The organism is Flavihumibacter solisilvae, assembly GCF_000814475.1.
Classification (GTDB): Bacteria; Bacteroidota; Bacteroidia; order Chitinophagales; family Chitinophagaceae; genus Flavihumibacter; species Flavihumibacter solisilvae.
Window position 1 is genome coordinate 131304 of record NZ_JSVC01000009.1, and the last position, 21010, is coordinate 152313.

19 protein-coding genes are annotated in these 21010 nt (G+C 49.8%); 2 read left to right on the top strand and 17 right to left on the bottom strand.

Annotation, left to right across the window (positions count from 1 at the left end; translation table 11 throughout):
- The first annotated feature begins 52 nt into the window (after positions 1-52).
- Positions 53-211 (top strand): hypothetical protein, encoded by a 159-nt coding sequence (locus OI18_RS24660; RefSeq protein ID WP_160290206.1) that lies wholly within the window; start codon positions 53-55, stop codon positions 209-211.
- 70 nt (positions 212-281) lie between these two features.
- Here OI18_RS24660 and OI18_RS08590 read toward each other — a convergent pair whose 3' ends face one another.
- The 6 genes from OI18_RS08590 to OI18_RS08620 form a co-directional block, all read right to left on the bottom strand.
- Entirely contained in the window at positions 282-1040 is a 759-nt protein-coding gene (locus tag OI18_RS08590; protein ID WP_039139002.1) for a succinate dehydrogenase/fumarate reductase iron-sulfur subunit, read from the bottom strand.
- 37 nt (positions 1041-1077) lie between these two features.
- Entirely contained in the window at positions 1078-3051 is a 1974-nt protein-coding gene (locus OI18_RS08595) for a fumarate reductase/succinate dehydrogenase flavoprotein subunit (RefSeq protein WP_039139003.1), read from the bottom strand.
- A gap of 59 nt (positions 3052-3110) precedes the next feature.
- The gene (locus tag OI18_RS08600) at positions 3111-3827 is read right to left on the bottom strand and encodes a succinate dehydrogenase cytochrome b subunit (RefSeq protein ID WP_039139004.1); all 717 of its coding nucleotides are present in this window, start codon (positions 3825-3827) and stop codon (positions 3111-3113) included.
- Positions 3828-4108: 281 nt separating this feature from the next.
- On the bottom strand, positions 4109-4531 hold the full coding sequence (locus OI18_RS08610; RefSeq protein WP_072038980.1) for a DUF3276 family protein: 423 nt from the start codon (positions 4529-4531) through the stop codon (positions 4109-4111).
- Positions 4532-4649: 118 nt separating this feature from the next.
- On the bottom strand, positions 4650-6473 hold the full coding sequence (locus OI18_RS08615) for an ABC transporter ATP-binding protein (protein WP_039139010.1): 1824 nt from the start codon (positions 6471-6473) through the stop codon (positions 4650-4652).
- A 12-nt stretch (positions 6474-6485) separates the two neighbouring features.
- Complete coding sequence (locus OI18_RS08620) at positions 6486-7643, bottom strand: glycoside hydrolase family 53 protein (protein ID WP_052273006.1); 1158 nt, start codon at positions 7641-7643, stop codon at positions 6486-6488.
- Positions 7644-7724: 81 nt separating this feature from the next.
- On the opposite strand from OI18_RS08620, the gene OI18_RS08625 reads away from it, so the two are divergent.
- Positions 7725-7994 (top strand): hypothetical protein, encoded by a 270-nt coding sequence (locus OI18_RS08625; protein ID WP_039139012.1) that lies wholly within the window; start codon positions 7725-7727, stop codon positions 7992-7994.
- Positions 7995-7998: 4 nt separating this feature from the next.
- Here OI18_RS08625 and OI18_RS08630 read toward each other — a convergent pair whose 3' ends face one another.
- The 11 genes from OI18_RS08630 to OI18_RS08680 all read right to left on the bottom strand — a co-directional run bounded on the left by OI18_RS08630 (position 7999) and on the right by OI18_RS08680 (position 21009).
- Positions 7999-9438, bottom strand: coding sequence for a TolC family protein (locus tag OI18_RS08630; RefSeq protein ID WP_160290207.1), 1440 nt, complete (start codon positions 9436-9438; stop codon positions 7999-8001).
- Positions 9431-12574 (bottom strand): efflux RND transporter permease subunit, encoded by a 3144-nt coding sequence (locus tag OI18_RS08635; RefSeq protein WP_039139017.1) that lies wholly within the window; start codon positions 12572-12574, stop codon positions 9431-9433. Before OI18_RS08635 ends, OI18_RS08630 begins: the two co-directional genes overlap by 8 nt.
- Before the next feature lie 10 nt (positions 12575-12584).
- Positions 12585-13691 (bottom strand): efflux RND transporter periplasmic adaptor subunit, encoded by a 1107-nt coding sequence (locus OI18_RS08640; RefSeq protein ID WP_039139020.1) that lies wholly within the window; start codon positions 13689-13691, stop codon positions 12585-12587.
- Positions 13692-13743: 52 nt separating this feature from the next.
- The gene (locus OI18_RS08645) at positions 13744-14100 is read right to left on the bottom strand and encodes a hypothetical protein (RefSeq protein ID WP_039139023.1); all 357 of its coding nucleotides are present in this window, start codon (positions 14098-14100) and stop codon (positions 13744-13746) included.
- Positions 14101-14222: 122 nt separating this feature from the next.
- Positions 14223-15011 carry a carboxylesterase family protein gene (locus OI18_RS08650; protein WP_039139272.1) on the bottom strand — a complete coding sequence of 263 codons (789 nt, stop codon included), beginning with the start codon at positions 15009-15011 and terminating at the stop codon, positions 14223-14225.
- Positions 15012-15050: 39 nt separating this feature from the next.
- Positions 15051-16091, bottom strand: coding sequence for a flavin reductase family protein (locus OI18_RS08655; RefSeq protein ID WP_039139027.1), 1041 nt, complete (start codon positions 16089-16091; stop codon positions 15051-15053).
- 31 nt (positions 16092-16122) lie between these two features.
- Positions 16123-17763, bottom strand: a complete 1641-nt coding sequence (locus tag OI18_RS08660; RefSeq protein WP_039139029.1) for a UxaA family hydrolase — start codon at positions 17761-17763, stop codon at positions 16123-16125.
- A gap of 11 nt (positions 17764-17774) precedes the next feature.
- Positions 17775-18560, bottom strand: a complete 786-nt coding sequence (locus OI18_RS08665) for an L-fucose dehydrogenase (RefSeq protein ID WP_039139031.1) — start codon at positions 18558-18560, stop codon at positions 17775-17777.
- Between the two features lie 8 nt (positions 18561-18568).
- Positions 18569-19399 carry an amidohydrolase family protein gene (locus OI18_RS08670; RefSeq protein WP_039139034.1) on the bottom strand — a complete coding sequence of 277 codons (831 nt, stop codon included), beginning with the start codon at positions 19397-19399 and terminating at the stop codon, positions 18569-18571.
- On the bottom strand, positions 19386-20243 hold the full coding sequence (locus OI18_RS08675) for a fumarylacetoacetate hydrolase family protein (protein WP_039139037.1): 858 nt from the start codon (positions 20241-20243) through the stop codon (positions 19386-19388). The genes OI18_RS08670 and OI18_RS08675 overlap by 14 nt, the downstream gene beginning before the upstream one ends.
- A 1-nt stretch (position 20244) precedes the next feature.
- Positions 20245-21009, bottom strand: coding sequence for an SDR family NAD(P)-dependent oxidoreductase (locus tag OI18_RS08680; protein WP_039139040.1), 765 nt, complete (start codon positions 21007-21009; stop codon positions 20245-20247).
- Position 21010: the final 1 nt, after the last annotated feature.

Here is a 21010-nt window from a genome sequence, read left to right on the forward strand (position 1 = left end):
AATTTCTTAAATAGGTATTTATCGTAACTTTTAGATATGAAAAACTTCTACTATGAAAAAGGTAGTCATTGGCGGAATTTTGTTAGCAACTATTGCTGGAGTAGGATTTGCCAGTATGAGAACCAATTCAAAGAAGAGCTTACCTGAAAAGAAGATTGAGAAGAAGGTAGAAAAGAAAAAGTCGTGTAACAGGCCCTGTCCTTTCAGCTAGTTTAAAAAATTGAGGCCGTCAGAATTGACGGCCTTTTTCAATACAGTATTCCTGGTATCGCTTTTAGCGTTTATTTCTCCAGTCCTGCCGCAAGATATTCTTTGTTCAGGCGGGAGATATTGCTGAGGGAAATTTCCTTTGGACAAACAGCTTCACAGGCTCCGGTCGCAGTACAGGCACCAAATCCTTCCCGGTCCATCTGCGCAACCATATTCAGTACGCGGTTCTTCCGTTCAGGATCACCCTGTGGCAGCAGGGCCAGGTGCGATACCTTGGCACCCACGAACAACAGCGCAGAGCTGTTCTTGCAGGCTGCAACGCAGGCTCCGCAACCGATACAGGCTGCGGCGGCAAAGGATGCATCCGCTTTATCCTTATCAACCGGCAGCGCGTTGGCGTCAACGGCATTACCGGTATTTACGGAAATGTAGCCACCCGCCTGGATGATCCGGTCAAAAGCAGAGCGATCTACCACCAGGTCCTTAATAACGGGGAATGCATTTGCACGCCAGGGTTCCACCACGATGGTGTCGCCATCTTTATAAGCGCGCATGTGCAGCTGGCAGGTAGTATTCGCATGCCATGGACCGTGAGGACGGCCATCAATATACATGGAGCATGTGCCACAGATACCTTCACGGCAATCGTGGTCAAACGCAATGGGATCTTTCCCTTCCCTGATCAGTTGTTCATTCAGTACATCGAACATTTCCAGGAATGACATTTCAGAGGAGATATCCTTCACCTGGTAGGTCTCAAAACGGCCTTTATCCTGGCTATTCTGTTGCTTCCACACCTTCAGGGTGAGGCTCATAGTATAATGTTCCATACTCCGGTTTTTTTATAATTTCTTATTCGTCCCTTGCTTATTTATAACTGCGTTGAGAAGGTTTAGCTACTTCAAATACGAGATCTTCCTTATGCAACTGCCATTCGTGCTCACTCTTCAATTCCCATGCAGATACATATGAATATTCGGCATCGTCACGTTTTGCTTCGCCTTCTTCTGTCTGGCTTTCCTCGCGGAAGTGACCTCCACAGCTTTCATTCCGGTTAAGTGCATCAAGGCACATCAGTTCACCGAGTTCGATGAAATCCGCTACACGGTTGGCTTTGTCAAGCTCCGGGTTCATTTCGTTTATAGCACCCGGAATGCGGACGTCTGACCAGAACTCTTTTTTCAGTTCACGGATCTCCTGGATCGCCTGCTGCAGTCCCTGGGCATTACGGGCCATCCCGCATTTGTCCCACATGATCTTGCCGAGTCTTTTATGGAAGCTTTCGACGGTCTGTTTGCCCTTGATGTTCATGAGCCTGCTGATGGTGTCAGACACTGACTTTTCAGCTTCATCGAACGCGGGGTGATTCGTTGGGATAGCGTTCGTCCTGATCTCATCTGCGAGGTAGTTACCAATAGTATACGGTATCACGAAGTAGCCGTCGGCAAGTCCCTGCATCAGCGCAGAAGCTCCCAGCCTGTTGGCACCGTGATCAGAGAAGTTCGCCTCTCCCATACAATAAAGTCCGGGTACCGTTGTCATAAGTTCATAGTCGACCCACAGTCCACCCATGGTATAGTGTACCGCAGGGTAAATACGCATCGGCAATTCATATGGGTTCTCACCGGTGATCTTCTCATACATATCGAAGAGGTTACCGTATTTCTCTTTCACTACTTCCTTTCCGAGGCGGGTGATGGTTTCCGCTGAGTGATCCTGCAGGTTCCTTTTACTAACTTCAATTTCACCGTAACGCTGGATCGCATCTGCATAATCGAGGTATACCGCCTGCTTCGAGGTTCCCACACCATAACCTGCATCACAACGCTCTTTCGCTGCACGGCTCGCCACGTCACGGGGTACGAGGTTACCAAACGCGGGGTATCTTCTTTCGAGGTAATAGTCCCTTTCTGTTTCAGGAATATCTGAAGGTTTGCGGTTATCGTTCTGCTTCTTCGGAACCCAGATCCGGCCGTCGTTCCTTAATGATTCCGACATCAGGGTCAGCTTGCTCTGGTGATCACCGCTAACGGGGATACATGTCGGGTGGATCTGTGTGAAACAGGGGTTCGCAAAGTAGGCACCCTTGCGGTGTGCTTTCCAGGCTGCTGTTACGTTACAGCCCATTGCATTCGTACTGAGATAAAACACGTTTCCATATCCGCCGGAACATAACAGTACGGCATGACCGAAATGTCTTTCGAGTTTACCAGTTACCAGGTTCCGTACAATGATGCCTCTTGCTTTTCCGTCGATCACTACCACGTCGAGCATTTCGTGGCGGTTGTACATGGTCACGTTTCCGAGGGCTACCTGGCGCTCGAGCGACTGGTAAGCACCGATCAGGAGCTGTTGCCCGGTCTGGCCTGCGGCGTAGAAGGTACGCTGTACCTGTGTTCCACCGAATGACCTGTTGCTGAGCAGTCCGCCGTACTCGCGTGCAAACGGAACACCCTGTGCAACGCACTGGTCAATAATATTGGCACTTACTTCAGCAAGGCGGTGCACGTTGGCTTCCCTTGCGCGATAGTCGCCTCCTTTAATAGTATCATAGAAAAGACGGAAGACAGAGTCACCGTCGTTCTGGTAGTTCTTTGCTGCATTGATTCCTCCCTGTGCGGCAATGCTGTGGGCACGGCGCGGGGAATCCTGGAAACAGAATGCTTTTACTTTGTAACCTAACTCACCGAGTGACGAGGCCGCCGACGCGCCTGCCAGTCCTGTTCCTACAATAATCACTTCCAGCTTTCTCTTATTCGCAGGGTTCACCAGTTTACAGTGCCCCTTGAATTCGGTCCATTTCTGATCGAGCGGGCCTGCGGGAATTTTTGAGTTGAGCATATTTCGAAAATTAGACAGGTTTTGTTTGGTATTAATCGCTGAATGAACGGAGAAGTAACTTAATTATGATATCCTACCCAGTCAAAATAAACGGCGATTGGCATGAGAATAAACAACAGTGTAACGATAATCGTGAAACCGTAACCCAGGCTTGTCAGCATCAGGTTGTATTTTTTGTTGTGCACACCGATTGAGCGGAAGGCGCTCTGGAAGCCGTGTGCAAGGTGGTAAGCAAGTGAAATACAGCCAAGCACATAAATGACCACAACCAGTGGTTCTTTGAAGACGATCAGCATTTCCTTGAACATGTTATGCATTTCAACACCACGGTAAGAAACGGGTTCAAGTGATTCAGTGAAGCGTGCCTTCACCCAGAAATGCGCGAGGTGAATAACGAGGAACAGTAGGATGAGTGTTCCAAGCAGCCCCATAGACCTGCTGTACCACTTACTGCCACGGTTACCCATTTTCACATCATAACCTACCGAGCGGCTGCCACGGTTTTTTGCTTCAAGCACATAACCCTGCACGATGTGAAGAATGATGCCGAGGAACAGCACATATTCCAGGAGACGGATAACTACCATCGAACCCATGAAATGTGCGGCGATGTTGAACATGGTACCATCATCCGCCGGATTGAAAATCGACAGGTCTGCAAACATGCATGCATTTACACCCACATGAATAATAAGGAAACTGATCAGGAACAAACCGGTAAGACCCATTACGAATTTCTTGCCAACCGATGAGGTGAAGAAGTCAGACCATTTCATACGGAGCTACAGTTTAAAAATTTGCACAAAAATAGTTAGCAAAGTCATAGGAAAGTCATATTACGCGAAAATTCAAAAGTCAAAAGTCAAAATGAAGGCAAAAACCTGCATCCTGCGGACATTCCAGGTCGGATAATGTTTCCCGCAATTACAGTTAAACATGCTGCTTTCACAGGCATATATAATGTAACTGTCATGCGAACCTGTGTTGAAACTTATGAAGTACCGCAAAAAAAAATGGTCCCGGATGGGACCACTTTGAATAAGCAATTGGTTGGTTCTTACCACTTGTCAACTTCTTCGTCGTTTCCTGCAGCAGGTTCAACTGCAGTATCTACGATCGGGGCGGCGGCAACAGCTACAACTGCTGCGTTCCTTTCCAGGCTTTCGATCACTTCCCCACCTTCTTCAATGTTGTCGTGGTTATATGCATCAAAATCAAAATCCGGCATGAGGTCAGTCTTTACATAATCAACTGCTTCTGTGAGCGCTTTCAGAAACTTGTTGAAGTCTTCTTTGTACAGGAAGATCTTGTGCCTGTCATAACCATTGTCATCAAACTTCTTACGGCTTTCTGTAATGGTCAGATAGTAATCATTGCTACGGGTCGCTCTTACATCAAAAAAATATGTTCTTCTTTTCCCTGCTCTGATGCGCTTGCTGTAAACGCTCTCCATCTTTTTGTCGTTATTCTCGTACGCCACCGTTGTTGTGTTTTTGCTGTTTAATTATGTAGAAGCAAATAAAGGGGTTGTTTGTGAATTTGCAAAACTTTTACAAAACTTTTATACAGGAAAAGTGTTTTCCCTATACTTTTTCTTATTATTCGCTCTCTTCCGGCTCTTCCTGCTGGTGTTCATATAAGTAATTATAATATCCCTTGACGCGAATCAACTCTTCATGGGTGCCCATCTCCGTTATTTTGCCGTCATCCATCACAATGATCCTGTCGAAAGCGAACAGTGAGAAGATCCTGTGCGTGATGATGATTGCTGTCTTGTCCTGCAGGTAAGTATACAGGTTACCAATGATCTGCTTTTCTGTCTTTGCATCCACTGCGCTCAGGCAGTCATCAAAGATGATTATTCCCGGATCTTTTACCAGTGCCCTGGCTATACTGATGCGTTGTTTCTGGCCGCCGCTCAGTGTAACGCCTCTCTCTCCTATTATCGTTTCATACTTGTTGCTGAAGCCTTCGATCTCCCTGTCCACACTCGCTGCCATGGCGGCTTTCACCACATCCTGCGATGAAAAGTCGTCGAGCCCGAAGCCGATATTATTACGGATCGTATCACTGAAAAGAAATACATCCTGCGGTACATAACTCACTTTGCTGCGCAGGTGCTGCAGGTTGAATTTCCGGATGTCTGTTCCATCGATTTCTATCGTTCCTGAGTCCGGGTCAAACATCCGCAACAGCAATTGTGCAAGTGTCGTTTTACCACTGCCGGTGCGACCGATGATCGCTATCTTCTCTCCCTGCCTGACAGAGAGACTGAAGTCAGAAACCGCCTTGATGCCTGTTTGCGCATAAGTGAAATTTACTTGATTGAAATCAATATTTCCACTGATCGGCGAGGTTAGTGCCGCCTGCGGCTGGCGGATATCGGGCTTCAGTTCCAGGAATTCGTTTATCCGCTTCTGTGAAGCTGCGGCCCGCTGGATCATGCTGGCTGTCCACCCGATTGCACTCACCGGGAACGTCAGGATGTTGATATACATTACGAACTCTGCAAGTGTACCGGTAGTGACGCCGCTTCCCGGTTGCATGGCATAGATACCGCCTACGAGAATGGTAATCAGTGTACTCAGTCCGATCATCAATGCCATGGATGGAAAATAAATTGCTTCCACTTTGGCGAGACCAATAGCATTCGCCCGGTAGTCCTCACTGTTTTCCGCAAAATATTTCTGCTGTGCTTTTTCCTGCACGAATGACTTGATCACGCGTATACCCGAATACGATTCCTGTGCTGTTGTGGTCAGTTCCGACAACAACCTCTGAATCCGTTCGCTCCTGCGGTGGATGATGGTATTTACCAGGTAGATGGTGAGTGCAAGCAGCGGCAGCGGCGAAAGTACAAGCAGCGTAAGTTTGGGGTTGGTCCTGAACATATAGAACACACTGAAGCCTATCGTGAATGCCAGGTTAATCAAGTACATGACCGCGGGGCCCACATACATTCTCACGCGGCTCACATCTTCCGTGATCCGGTTCATGAGGTCGCCCGTGCTGTTGCGTTTATAAAAGCCCAGGTCAAGCTGCTGGTAATGGGCATAGATCTCATTCTTCTGGTCGAATTCAATATGCCTGCTCATCACAATGATCGTCTGCCTCATCAGGAACATAAAAAAGCCGCGAAGGATGGCAAGCAGCAGCAGGGTAACCCCGCAGAGGATAACGAGGCTGGAAAAGTTTACATCGTTTGTAAAGCTTACGATCGATTTAACCAGCGGATCATATGCGTGTATGCTCTTACGGGGAGAATAACCAGGCAGCTGCTTTTCCACTGCATCGATCACAAAGCCGGTGATCTGTGGCGCCAGGATACTGAAATAGTTCGAGATAAGGATAAACAGAATGCCCAGGATCAGTCTCCACCGGTACTTCCAGAAATATTTATTTAACGACGAAAGGTGCTTCATGGAACTGCGAAACTAAGGAATAAAAAGCGGGGAAGCCGGGGTCAGCACCGGCAGCGCATTTCCTTTGGAATCGAATAAGGTGCAGTTATCCCAGGAACTGCCCTGGCCCCACTGGTCGCGAAGCCTGCTGGTGATCCAGGCTGGCTCCCAATACATCATACCACTTCCGCCGCCTTTGCGGATCGCAGCAACAAGATCACGGAGATATGCTGCCTGGCCGGCTACAGTTGCGGGGTAGCCCGGAACTGTATCTGCACCATTTATCACATTCGGGTATGCATCTGCGTTATCTGCTGTATATGGATACGCTGTTTCAACGATCATCACTTTCTTCTGATGCCTTTCGCGCAACATGGCGATCGTATCGGTAAACGCTGACCAGGAATTGACAGCAGACCACTTGCTGTAATGTGAAAGGCCGATTATCTCAAAATCTCTCACCCCTTCCTGTTCAAGTTGCTGCATCCAGTGGCCTGCAAACTGAAGCTGTGCCACATGAAGAATGATATTGATGTGGACAGCATGAGAAGCTGAAAAATCACGTACTGCTTTGATGCCAGCGGAAACCACGGATGCGAAGGGCTTCCAGCCATTGACGGAGACTTTACCGGTTGGGAACAGCATTCCGTCGTTGGTCTCGTTTCCGACCTGGATCATTTCGGGCGTGAGTCCCTTTGCATGAAGTGTTTCGAGTACCCCCAGGGTATACCGGTAGACAGAATCGCCAAGTACAGCTGGAGAAAGACCTTTCCATGCATCCGGCGTTGCCTGCTTGTGCGGATCTGCCCAGTCGTCTGAATAGTGAAGGTCCAGGTTCACTTTCATGCCTGCCGACTTCGCCCGGCTGATGGTACGCGTTACATCGGCAAGGTCGCCATACATTTTTCCTTCGTTAAGGGCCGCGGTCCACTTCGGGTTATGCCATAGCCGCACCCTCACGGTATTGAAGCCTGCAGACCGGAAAATGGTGAACGGATCGGTTTCACGGCCAGCCAGGTAATACCTGCCGCCATGATCCTGCACCTGGTTCACATACGAAAGATCTGCCCCGCTGGTAAATTCCGCGGCGGCGCCAGGTGCGTTGCCGCGGTCTACCTTCGAATGGCAGGCAGTGATGGACAGAACCATGATAATCAGCGCATAAGGATGGGTGTGCAACCGCTTTTTCATGAATTGAAATTAACGGTCATCCACATATGTTGAAAACTTCTCTTTTGACTGCTGTAAAAAGAGAGTATTTTAAAGCAGTTTATGGACAGCCACTACTCAACGCTCAGGACTATCTACGAGATCGTAAAGGACGACCCCGATCCTACCAGCTACCCGTGCAAGCCGGCGCAGATCATCGTGAGGCAATTCCTGCCCTGGGATACGATCCTGGTTAATATCAGGAAACTTGACGAGGAAGGAATGGTCAGTCTCCAGCAATACGACCGGTTTACTATCGTACGGCTGACAGCCCTCGGGATGAAAAAGGCAAGAGCAAACGGTTCTTCCGCCATCCGCAGGAGCCAGGACTAAACAATCAGCCTCCTCCCAAAGAGCGATACAGCCCTACTTTCGTCTGTAACATCTGAAGGCGCGTCCTCACCTGTTCCAGTTCCGCGTCCAGCACACCTTTCTGGGCAGTAATTACTTCAAGATAACTCGCATAACCACTGATGTAAAGGTCATTGGCAGTACGCAATGCTGCTTCCAGTACCAGGAATTCCTTCTGTTTCATTTCATACTGCGATTGCTGGTTCCTCCAGTTACTGATACCGGTATTAATTTCGAAAAAGGCATTGAGCAATGTTTTCCGGTAGGTTTCGAATGCGGATCGCTGTTGGGCGGAAGCAATTCCAAAATTGGTCTTCAGGATACGGCGGTTTAGTACCGGCGCCGTAAGTCCACCTACAATTCCCAGCGCAGCTGATTCAAGACTGAACCATTTGGAAATATTGAAGCTGTTCAGTCCTGCATACGGCATTATGGTGAGGGCAGGCAGGAAGGCTTTCTTAACCGCAATCACATCTGCTTTACTGGCTTCCAGCAACCATTCCGCTTCCTGCACATCGGGCCTGCTATTGATCACTTTCGCGGGCACACCGGTCTCCACAATTTCAGGAGCAAGTGCCAACACTTTACCCGAGCGTACGATGGTACCTTCATAGCGGCCACACAAAAAGTTAAGTTCGTTTTCTATGGCGCTGACCTGGCGCCTGGTGATGAATTCCATCGACTTCGTGCGCACGAGCTGCGCTTCGAATTGCAAAACGGCAAGTTCGGTCGCGCGGCCTGCAGACTTCTGGATCCGCACCATGTCAAGAGCCTGCTGTTGCAGCCGGATATTCTTCAGCAGGATCTCCAGCTCACGGTCCAGCGACACCAGCTCGTAATAAAGGGACGCGGTGTGCGCAACCAGCTGCGTACTTACAAAACGACGACCTTTTTCAGCAGCCAGCAACCTCGACAGCGCGGCCTTCTTTTCCGACTTCATACGGCCCCAGAGATCAATCTCCCAGCGGCTCCGGATCCCTATGAACAGGTCGGGAGTGGGATCGGGAATCCGCTGGTCCTTATCGATGTTCGGGGAAAGATTCGTGTCGAAATTACCCACACCATTCAGGGTGTACTTTCCGTACCTGTCATAACTACCCGAAAGCACACCATCAAAGGTCGGGAGGAAGGCTGCGCGTCGTTGCAGAACCTGTTGGTGCATGATCTCCACCTGCTGTAAGGCGAGCTGCTGGTCGGGGTGATTCTCCAGTACTTCCGAAATCAGCTGCACTAAAAATTCATCGGTATAAAACTTCTGCCAGCCGGTTTGCCCGGAAGACACTGTGTCTGCAGGTAAACTGTCCGTCACAAAAGCTGCAGGCAACTTTGCCATGTCCGGCGTTGCCGGCAACTGCGGAGTACGGCACGCCGCAACTGAAAAGATAACACAGGATCCAATCAGCGACCACTTCAATATTTTACGCATCACCATCTACTTGTAAATTTTCGGTTACGGGTTGTTGTTTGGTTTTAACCATCGAGGCAAACAGGAAATAAAGTCCTGGTATGACCAGCACACCAAAGATTGTCCCGATCAGCATTCCCCCTGCTGCTGCTGTTCCGATCGAGCGGTTGCCCATTGCACCTGCTCCATTCGCCATACACAGCGGCAGGAGCCCGGCGATGAATGCAAAGGAAGTCATAAGGATCGGCCTTAACCTGCTGACGGCTCCTTCGATCGCAGATTGAAACACGGATACTCCCTGCTGCCTGCGCAGGATGGCAAACTCCACGATGAGGATGGCATTCTTGCCTAAAAGCCCGATCAGCATCACCAGTGCCACCTGGGCATAAATGTTATTCTCCAGTCCCAGCAGGTACAGTGAAAAGAAGGCTCCAAAGATCCCTGCGGGTAACGAAAGCAAAACGGGCAGCGGCAGCAGGAAACTTTCATATTGCGCTGCAAGCAGCAGGTATACAAACAACAGGCAGATAAGGAAGATCATCACCGCCTGGTTCCCTGAAAGGATCTGTTCGCGTGTCATCCCGCTCCATTCATAACTGTAGCCGCGCGGGAGTTTAGACGCCACATCCTGGATGGCAGCAATCGCATCACCGGAACTGTATCCTGGCGCGGCATCACCGTTCACCATCGCCGACGTATACATATTGTACCGGGTCAGCTGCTCCGGACCGTAAACCCTTTCCAATGTAACGAATGTGGAATATGGCACCATTTCATTCCGGTCGTTCTTTACATACAGGTCAAGGATATCCTCCGGGTTCTTCCTGTACTGCGGGTAGGCCTGCACCATCACCTTATACATCTGGCCGAAGCGGATGAAGTTTGTTGCATAGAAGCTTCCCAGTAGTGTCTGCAATGTGCTCATCGCATTATCGACCGTCACTCCTTTTTTAGCCGCCATTTCATAATCGACATGAAGCATGTATTGCGGGAAGCTCGGGTCGAAGCCTGTAAAGGCATCACTGATGGCGGTTGATTCCCGCAAGGCAGCAAGGAATTCATTTGTCACTTTCGCTGTCTGCTGCAGGTCGCCGGTACCGGTTTTGTCGAGCACACGCAATTCAAAGCCACTGGCATTTCCAAAACCCGGGACTGTTGGCGGCGGGAAGAACTCAATTTTTGCGTCGTGAATATGTTTTGTTTTTTCGCGCATGGTTTCCATCAGGTCTTGAACGGATTCCTTTCTCTCATCCCAAGCCTTCAGGTTGATCATTCCCATTCCGTAAGACGCGCCGGCAACATCATTCATGAGGCTGAAACCTGCGAGCGTGGCAACGGTCTCAACGGGTTGCAATGAATCCGCAACGCGCTGGATCTCGTCAAGCACTTTCTCCGTACGTTCAACAGTTGCACCTGGTGGCGTGGTCACATTCACATAGATCATTCCCTGGTCTTCAGTCGGAATAAATCCTGATGGCAGGATCCGCGTGATCCCGAAAGTAGCGGCACAGAATACAAGCAGCAGGACCAGCGTAAGCCCCTTGCGCGCCGCCATCTTGGCGATCAGTGTTGAATAGCCCAGTTCGGTTTGTTCATATCGCCGGTTGAAGCCTTTGAAGAACCGGTTGATGAGTCCCTTTTCCTTTACCACCTGGTGCCTTAGCAACAGGGCACAAAGCGCAGGTGTGAGCGTGAGCGCATTGATCCCTGAAATCACAATGGAAATAGCGAGCGTAATGGAGAACTGCCGGTAAAAGACGCCGACGGGACCTGACAGGAAAGCTACCGGGATAAACACCGCAGACATCACCAGTGTAATGGCAATGATCGCCCCGCTGATCTCCTTCATGGCGCTGATACTTGCTTCCATTGGCGGAAGATGTTCCTTCTCCATTTTCACGTGCACTGCTTCCACCACAACGATGGCATTATCCACAACAATACCAATTGCGAGTACGAGCGCGAATAATGTCAACAGGTTTATCGAAAATCCTACTGCCTGCATAAATGCAAGAGTACCGATCAATGCCACAGGCACAGCCAGGGCGGGAATCAACGTGGAACGAAAATCCTGCAGGAAGATGAATACAACTATAAAAACAAGAATGAATGCTTCCACCAGGGTCTTGATCACTTCATGGATGGATGCGTCAAGGAAGCGGGAAACATCATAGGCCATGTTGTATTCCATGCCGGGGGGAAAGCTTGTTGTTTTCAGTTCTGCCATCCTGGCCTTTACAGATTCAATTACATCGCTTGCGTTTGAACCGGGCCTTTGCTTCAGCATGATGGAAGCGGCAGGACGACCATCCGTCTTCGATACCATGCTGTAGGTCATGGCACCGAACTCGATATCCGCAACTTCTTTCAGTCGTAACAGGGAACCATCTTCCTTCGAACGGATCACTACATTTTCATACTGCCCGGGCTCGTAGAATTTACCGGTGTAACGCAGTACATATTGCAATGGCTGGGTCTCCTTACCGGAGCTCTCGCCCACTTTTCCCGGCGCTGCTTCTATGTTCTGGTTGCGAAGTGCCTGCACCACTTCATCAGCTGACACATTGTAAGCAAGCATCTGGTCAGGCTTCAGCCACACACGCATCGAATACTCCTTCTGCCCCATGATCTCCACGAAACCAACGCCATCGATCCTTTTAAGTTCCTGCAGGATATTGATGTCTGTAAAGTTGTAAATGAAGTCCTCGTCGGCAGCAGGATCACTGCTCATCACGTTCAGGTAAAGCAACATGCTGTTCACTTCCTTCTCCGTCGTAACACCGGCTTTGATCACTTCTTCTGGTAGTTCATCAAGGATGGTGGTCACGCGGTTCTGCACGTTCACGGCCGCGAGGTCAGGGTCAGTACCGACTTCAAAGAATACCTGGATCAGTGTGTTGCCGTTGTTGCTCGAAACGGATGACATGTACGTCATGCCAGGAACGCCATTGATGGCCCTCTCAAGCGGGGTGGCTACGGCTTTCGCGCATACCTCGGCGTTGGCGCCGGTATATTTTGCACTAACCACAACTGAGGGTGGCACGATATCGGGAAACTGTGTTACGGGCAACTGGAACAGTGCCAGCAAACCGAGCAGGGTAATGAAAATAGAGATCACCAGCGACAGCACCGGCCGCCGGATAAACATTTCTACCATGGGAAAAAAATTAAAGCTTTACAACAGTGTAGCGGGGTTTGATCACCATGCCGTCGCGCAGGTGCTGAATGCCTTCATAAACGATCTTGTCGCCGGCCTTGAGACCCGAGGCAACGATATAGGAGGAAGCCAATCTCCGTTCAGGCTCGAAACTGCGCTGCCTGATCCGGTTGCTGTTATCGACGACAAAAACAAAGTGTTTGTCCTGGACTTCAAACACCGACTTCTGCGGCACGGTCACAATATCGTGAGCCGCATTGCTGAGTTTAACCCGGCCGGTCGCACCGTGTTTAAGGATCCTGTCAGGATTGGGAAATTTTGCCCTGATGGCCAGTGAACCGGTGCTTCTATCGATCTCTCCTTCGGTAGTTTCTATCTTTCCTTTACTGTCATAAGGCAGACCGTCTGCCATGATCATCTGCACGGTGCTGTTGCCACCGAGCTTTTCCTGGTCATTACGCGCAAGGTCCAGGTATTCTATTTCTGAAACCTTGAAATACGCATACACAGCATGGTTATCCGAAATGGTTGTGAGCAATGTGCCTTCGTCGAGTAAACTGCCGACTTTCAATGGCATCCTGTTTACGATTCCGTCGAAGGGCGCACGGATTGCAGTATAAGAGAGCTGCAACTCCGCGAGTTCGCTGGCTGACAATGCCTCCCTGATCTTCGCCTGCTCAGCCATTAGCTTTACTTCGGCTAATTTGAGTTCGGAAGAAGTCAGCACATTTTTTTCTACAAGTAGCTTCACGCGTTTTACTTCCAGCTCAGCAGCCTGGGCATCGGCGTGCGCATTGGCCAGCTGGGCCTTGCTTTTTGCAACCGCGTTGGAGTACTCGTCGCCATTGATACGAAAAAGCACTTCGCCTTTTTTAACGATGGCACCTTCATCTACCAGGATCCTGTCGAGGAAGCCTTTTACTTTGGCCCTGATCTCCACATGCTGAACAGCCTGGATATTGGCGACATATCCTGTATACAACGTGGTATCAGAATCTGCAAGGTTAATTACGGGAATTTCGGGAACGTCTTTAGTATTGTTTTCTGCTGAATTTGCTGTACATCCTGCGATGGCAAAGAATACGAGCCACCGGAGGGATCGAAATGAACCGCTCATGAAATGAATTTGATGTGATCAATAGGTTGAAGCCGGGCTATGCAACCGATGATCAGAAAGGCTTGAGGCGGAACAGGAAACCAACAAAATCCGGTGAGTAAGAATGATGGGTTGCCGGTATAGGCGGAAAGACGAATTGACGAAGTGTTGAAAAAGTTGGCGGACAAAAATCAGGATTGGAACGCAGGTTAACGTGGCGGACAAAAGCAACATGAAGTGCTTCAGGAATTGACTCACCAAAGATAATATTCAGCTTGCTGACCATTTCTCCCTTACAGAATTCACTCCAGTCAACGGACTGCGATTGGGAAGCCTTCACAGCATTCGCAGGGATACAGCATAACAGCCATCCGATCGAGCCAACCAGTGTGATAAGCCTGCAAACCCTCTTATTGAACGCAAATGACATTTCCTGTGGCTGGCGATTTTTTTACATCGCAAAGGTAGATGTATTGATTACCGCACTGGTTGCGCACACATTAAAAAGGCCTTAAAATAAGCTAACAACTGTTATGAATAACCGAGAATTTGTTAACGTCTTTTAGCAAAAAACCAATCAAGGAAATCAGGTTCAGCAAATGCATTATCCCAGCTGTTATGATTTACATCGGGATACTCCACGTATTGCACGGATGCGCCCAGTTCCTTAAGCCGGCCGAGCATTGCGCGCGACAGGTCTACTGACACAAGAGCATCATCTTCCCCGTGGAAAATCCGGAAGGGAACATTAGCAGCCTGCTTGTTATACGCTTTGGTATCACCGCCACCGCAGATCGGTGCTGCAGCTGCAAATAGTTTGGGTTCGCGGTAAACAGCTTCGAATGTGCCCATGCCACCCATCGACAGGCCGGTGATATAGATTCGTTTTTTATCCGCTTTACCGTCATTGATGAATGTTTTGGTAAGCTCAATTGCCGACCGCAGCGGTGGCGTTATTTGTGAGGACGCATAATCAAATGCAATAGTGAGCGGCTGTGTAGACCTGTCGATCTGTACGGAACTCCAGTAACTGTTTTCCGGGCATTGCGGAAATAGGATGATCGCGGGATATTTGCTCCTGTTGCTGTCGGCCAGGAACAGTTTACCCCCATGCGTCAATTGCTTCTCATTGTCGTTCCCCCGTTCGCCGGCTCCGTGCAGGACCAGCATAAGCGGGTATTTCTTCCCCGGATCGTAATTGACCGGGTACAACACCCGGTAAAGCAGGGTATCGCCATGTGAGCTGACAAATTCTTTCTTTTCAAATTGGGAAAGGTCCTGGGCTGAGACAGGTGAGGTAACGGCCATGCACAGGAGTATAAGTACCAGCAGGTTTCGCATAACAATCATGTATATACTCTTAAAGATAGTGCCTTGGGATCAAAATATGATCTCTGCATTTCCGCCTACCGGGAAGCCCTGGCAGGTCAGCACCCGGCCACGGGCGATCTCATCTTCCATCAAAACTTCATTGTAAGCCATCCAGATCTTACCGCTGATGCAGGTGGCAGCACAACTACCGCAGCGGCCGGCTTCGCAGCTGTAGGGCAGTTCAATGCCTTTGTCTTTTGCCGCGCCAATAATGCTTTTGGGATACTGCACAATCAACCTGTGCACGTCGTGCTGGAAATGAATGATTACTTCATGGGGATCACTATCCGGAGGACGGGGAACGACAAGGCGGGGTAAGGTGCTGAAATTTTCCTTCAGGATATTCGCAGCCTGGATTGCCTTTCCAAGCAGCGTTATCGTGATCGTTTGCATGTAATCCTGCGGACCGCAGAGGTAGAACAACACTTTATTATGGTCAGCGATCACGTGTTTTTCCAGCAATTGCAGCAACAGCCATTTGCTGAGCCGGCTTTCATACACATTGAATTTGTTGCTGAAAAGGAAGCGCGTATGCATTCGCGCAGGAAATCTTTCCTCGAGATCTTTCAGCATTTCATAAAAAATGGCGTCTTCCCGGGTCCGGTTACTGAAGATCAGCAACACTTTGCTCGTGGTGGTAAACAACAATGTTTTGATCAGTGAAAAACAGGGTGTGATGCCGCTTCCTGCCGCAAGAAATACATATTGCTCTACGGTATCGGGAATATCGGGAAGCTGGAAAAATCCCGATACACCTGAAGTAAACAGGATATCACCTTGCACAGCTTCATAGACCAACCACCTGGAGAATTCACCGTTATCGACCTTTTTAACGGTTATGGTCATGGGTTCATCCAGGCCTGGTGCAGAAGAGAAGGAATAGGACCTTCTCTTCTCACCATGCGCTGTATAAAAGACGAGCGTAATGAACTGGCCTGGGCGGTATTGCGGCTGCCAGCCATCAAGCGGCTCCAGCACGAAGCTTTTGGCGTCTTTTGCTTCAACTATTATTTTGCTTATCCTGACCCGGTTAATTGCCTTTGTACTCATCAGGCCGAAGATACCAAGAGTAGTTACTGCGTCAAAGACTCACGCCTCTTTTCCATGGAATGAAATCATCCTGGTTCAGTCGCACCGCACTTGGAATTACTTCCCCGCTTGCAGCTTTGATACAATATTCCAGGATCTCCTCTCCCATCTGCTCGATGCTCTTTTCCCCGGTGATGATCGGACCGGTGTCGATATCGATGATATCCGGCATCCGTTTGGCGAGCGCCGAATTGGTAGAGAGCTTGATCGTGGGACAAACCGGGTTGCCGGTTGGTGTACCCAGTCCTGTGGTAAACAGGATCAGAGTTGCACCGGAAGCCGCTTTGCCTGTTGTAGCTTCCACATCATTACCCGGTGTACATACGAGGCTCAATCCCGGCCTTACTGCAGGCTCTGTATAGTCGAGCACATCCACGACAGGAGATGTACCACCTTTCTTGGCGGCGCCGGCGCTTTTGATCGCATCGGTAATGAGACCGTCACGGATATTGCCGGGCGATGGGTTCATGAAAAAGCCGGAACCTGACTGGTGTGCCAGTGCGTCGTACGACTGCATCAGGCGCATGAACTTCCGGGCAGTAGTTTCATCCACACTGCGGTCGATCATTTCCTGTTCGGCTCCACAGAGCTCAGGAAACTCAGCTAGCAACACTTTCGCACCAAGTGCGGCAAGCAGGTCAGAGCAATAGCCCACAGCCGGGTTCGCAGAGATGCCGCTGAAACCATCACTGCCACCGCATTTCACCCCTACGCAAAGTTTATCCAGTGATGCAGGTTCGCGCTCCAGCCTGTTGATCTGCTGCAGACCTTCAAATGTTGTCCTGATCGCATCGCTGATCAGTTGTGATTCGCTTACCGACTGCTGCTGTTCGAACACCAGCAAGGGTTTATCGAACCCGGGATTCAGCTCTTTTATTCCTTCGAGTAATTCTTTTGTTTGCAGGTGCTGGCAACCGAGACTGAGAATCGTTACACCACCCACGTTGGGATGGTTCGCATATGCGGCGAGCAGTTTTCCGAGCACGGTAGAGTCCTGGCGGATGCCACCGCAACCGCCGTCGTGGTTCAGGAACTTGATGCCATCCACATTGGGAAAGAGGCGTTCCTGTGACACTTCACCCGAGGGTGCAAAGCTGATGCTGCCCAGGTCGTCACCCTTCTTTACCGCTTCAGCCAGCAAATGGGTATAGCGCTTATACTTGTCAGTTACACCATATCCCAATTCATTTACCAGGGCCTCACGGATCACGTCGAGGTTGCGGTTCTCGCAGAAAACGGTTGGAATGAAAAGCCAGTAATTGGCTGTGCCGACGCGACCGTCACTCCGCCTGTACCCATTGAATGTCCGGCCTTCGAACTTAGAAACATCGGGAGAATGCCAGCTGTATTTTACGCCGCGGTAGTCATACGGATCTGCAGCATGTTTCAGGTTCTCGGTAGTAAGCAGTCCGCCTTTAACTATAGTTACCTGCGCCTTCCCCACCAGCACGCCGTACATATGTACCGGATCTCCGGCATTCAGTTCGTGGAGGGTAAGTTTATGTTTTGCGGGAATATTATCTTTTAACTCGATCGTGTCGCCGTTCCACTCGATGATCATTCCCTTTGGGAGATCAGCGAGCGCCACCAGCACATTGTCTGACGGATGTATTTGCAGTACACTCTGTTTCATGGTAAGGTTGATTAGTAGTCTATTACTTTATCTAAATGAACATAACCGCCATCCACGTGGATGAGCTGGCCGGTGGTATGGCTTGACCTATCTGACAACAGGAATGCGGTCGTGTTGGCAATCTCTTCCGTAGTGGTCATCCGGTTTCCGAGCGGGATTCGCTTCGTGATTCTTGCCAGGGTTGCTTCCGGGTCGGGTACAGTTTCGATCCAGCTGGCATACTGGGGTGTCCAGCATTCCGCTACCACAATAGCGTTGACCCGGATGCCGTATTTCAGGAGCTCTACAGCCCACTCACGGGTCAGGGCATTTCTGCCACCGTTTGACGCTGCATAGGCAGAAGTATTGCCCTGGCCGGTTTCAGCTGTTTTGCTGGTGATATTGACGATAGAACCCTTTGATTCAATCAGGGAAGGAAGGGAATATTTCACCACCAGGTAGTAGTGGATGAGATTGCGGTGCAGGGAAGCAACAAAATCTTCGTAAGAGCCGCTCTCCAATCCTACTCCATCATTCTTACCGGCGTTATTCACTACACCGTCGATCCTGCCGAATTCTTTCAATACGGCATCAACTGCCATTTTACAATCTTCGGGAACTGAAAGTTCTGCGGTAACCGTAAACACTTTGTTCCCATTGGCTTTAAGCTCATCAGCAAGCCGCTGGTTATCCTTTGCGTCGCGACCGATGATCACAGGAATAGCACCTTCGGCTGCAAGCAGCCTTACGATTCCTTCACCAATTCCCTTGGCACCACCGGTTACCAGGATTATTTTATTTTGTAAAGAGAGGTCCATATTTCTAGTTATAGTCTGTAAAATTTTTGTGCATTGCCACCAAAGATCGCCGCTTTTTCTTCGCTTGAAAATGAAGAGAAATAATCCGCTGTCAGGGTGACCACCTGGCTGTAGGATCCGGCAACCAGGCACACGGGCCAGTCCGAACCAAATAACAACCGATCGGTGCCAAAGGTTGATGTGACCGTGTCCAGGGCCGGGCGGAAATCAGCGGCAGTCCACTGTTTCCAGTCGGCTTCCGTGATCATGCCCGATACTTTGCAATACACATTTTCGAGGTCTGCAAATCGTTCCATTTCTTTTTTCCAGTTCCCGAGATCGCCGCTTTTAATAGCCGGTTTCGCCAGGTGATCAATAACGAATGACTGGTCGGGGAATTCTTTGCATAACGTCCATGCATATCCCAACTGGTCAGGATAGATGAGAATGTCATACGTGAATCCATATTTCCCCAGCAGCCCTATCCCGTTTTTGAATTCCGGCGTCAGCATCAGGTCGCGCTGCTTTTCACCCTGCAGGATGTGACGGAAGCCTTTAATGACAGGGATGGATTGATAATATTGTAGCCTTCTTTCGATCGTCTCTGACCGCAGGTCTACCCAGCCCACCACGCCTTTGATGAAAGGGTTGTTTGCTGCGAGCACGGAAAGAAAACGGGTTTCTTCCTCGCTCTGGTCGGCCTGTACGGCAACGCATCCGTCTATTCCTTCTGCCTTTAGTAATGGCTCCAGGTCGGATGGAAGAAAGTCACGGGCGATCACACTCATGCTGTCATCGATCCAGCTGTCGCGAACCGGGTCAAAGGTCCAGAAATGATTGTGTGCATCAATTCTCAGCATATGCCACCACGGTTTGCTTGGATACGCCCAGCCCGTCAATTCCCAGTTCCATTATGTCGCCCGGTTTCAGGTATACCTGCGGATTCATCCCGAGTCCCACACCGGCAGGAGTCCCGGTTGAAATAATATCGCCCGGAAGCAGGGTCATAAACTGGCTGGTATACGAAATCAGGAATGGGATATCAAAGATCAGGTTTGAAGTAGTTCCATTCTGCATGAGCGTATCGTTCACAGTCAGCCACAGCTTTACCTGGTGAATATCGGGGATCTCGTCTTTGGTAACCAGGAAGGGACCAAGAGGTGCAAACGTGTCGCAGCCCTTGCCTTTGTCCCAGGTACCATTCCGTTCCAGCTGGTAAGCCCTTTCGCTTACATCGTTATGCAGGCAATACCCGGCAACATAATTCATGGCGTCTTCCACGGAAACATAGCTGGCCTTCTTGCCGATCACTACAGCCAGTTCAACTTCCCAATCGGTTTTTTCGGAGCCGCGGGGAATTACCACATTATCAAACGGTCCGCAGATCGCTGTAGTTGATTTCAGGAAGATTACCGGCTCGGGCGGAAGATTCGCATTCGTTTCTTTCGCGTGGTCTGCATAATTCAGCCCGATGCAGACGATCTTCGATGGACGTGCAACAGGCGCACCAAAGCGAACTGAGGCCGGGATTTCCGGCAGTGTGTTACCATGACGCTCGAGAATATTTTCGAGTTCAAGCAGTCCACCTGCTGCAAAAAATTTCTCATCGTAATCGTGCACGAATGCCGATACATCATAGTTTTTGTCGTTAATGCATACCCCGGGTAATTCCCTGCCGGGTTCGCCAAATCTTATCAGTTTCATATCAGGTGTTCAGTTTTATAAATCCCCCGTCGATCGGGTAATCAGTTCCGGTAATAAATGAGGCTTCATCTGAGCAGAGGTAAAGGGCAAGGTTTGCGATCTCTTCCGGCTTACCCATGCGGCCTATCGGCTGCGAATGGGAGAGCTTTTCAAACATCTCGGCTTCTTTACCGGGATAGTTCTTGGCGATGAAGCCATCAACGAATGGTGTATGCACACGGGCCGGTGAAATGCTGTTCACGCGGATCTTGTCAGCCAGGTAATCGCGTGCGGCGGAAATGGTCATGGCACTCACGGCACCCTTCGTCATGGAGTAAGCGAAGCGATCCGGCAGTCCTACGTATGCCGCGATCGAGCTCATGTTCAGGATTACACCGCCGCCCTGCTGTTGCATCAACGGGATAGCTGCATACATGCAGTTGTAGACACCTTTCACATTCACCCTGAACAGTCTTTCGAAGTCTGCTTCGGGGGTGTTGGTTACTTTTCCGACATGGGCAACACCGGCATTGTTGATGAGCACATCTACCCTTCCGATCTTGTTGAAGAGTGCAACAACGGCTTGCTGGTCGCTCACGTCGCAGGTGTGGAGATTTGCGTTTCCCTCCAGGTCCTTTAGTTCTTCCTGCAATGCTGGCCATGCGGAATCATTCAGTTCAATAACCTGTACCGATGCACCCTGGCGTGCGAAGGCCAGGGTTGCCGCGCGGCCGATACCACTGGCGCCACCGGTTACAAGTACAGTTTTATTTGAGTAGTCGAGCATA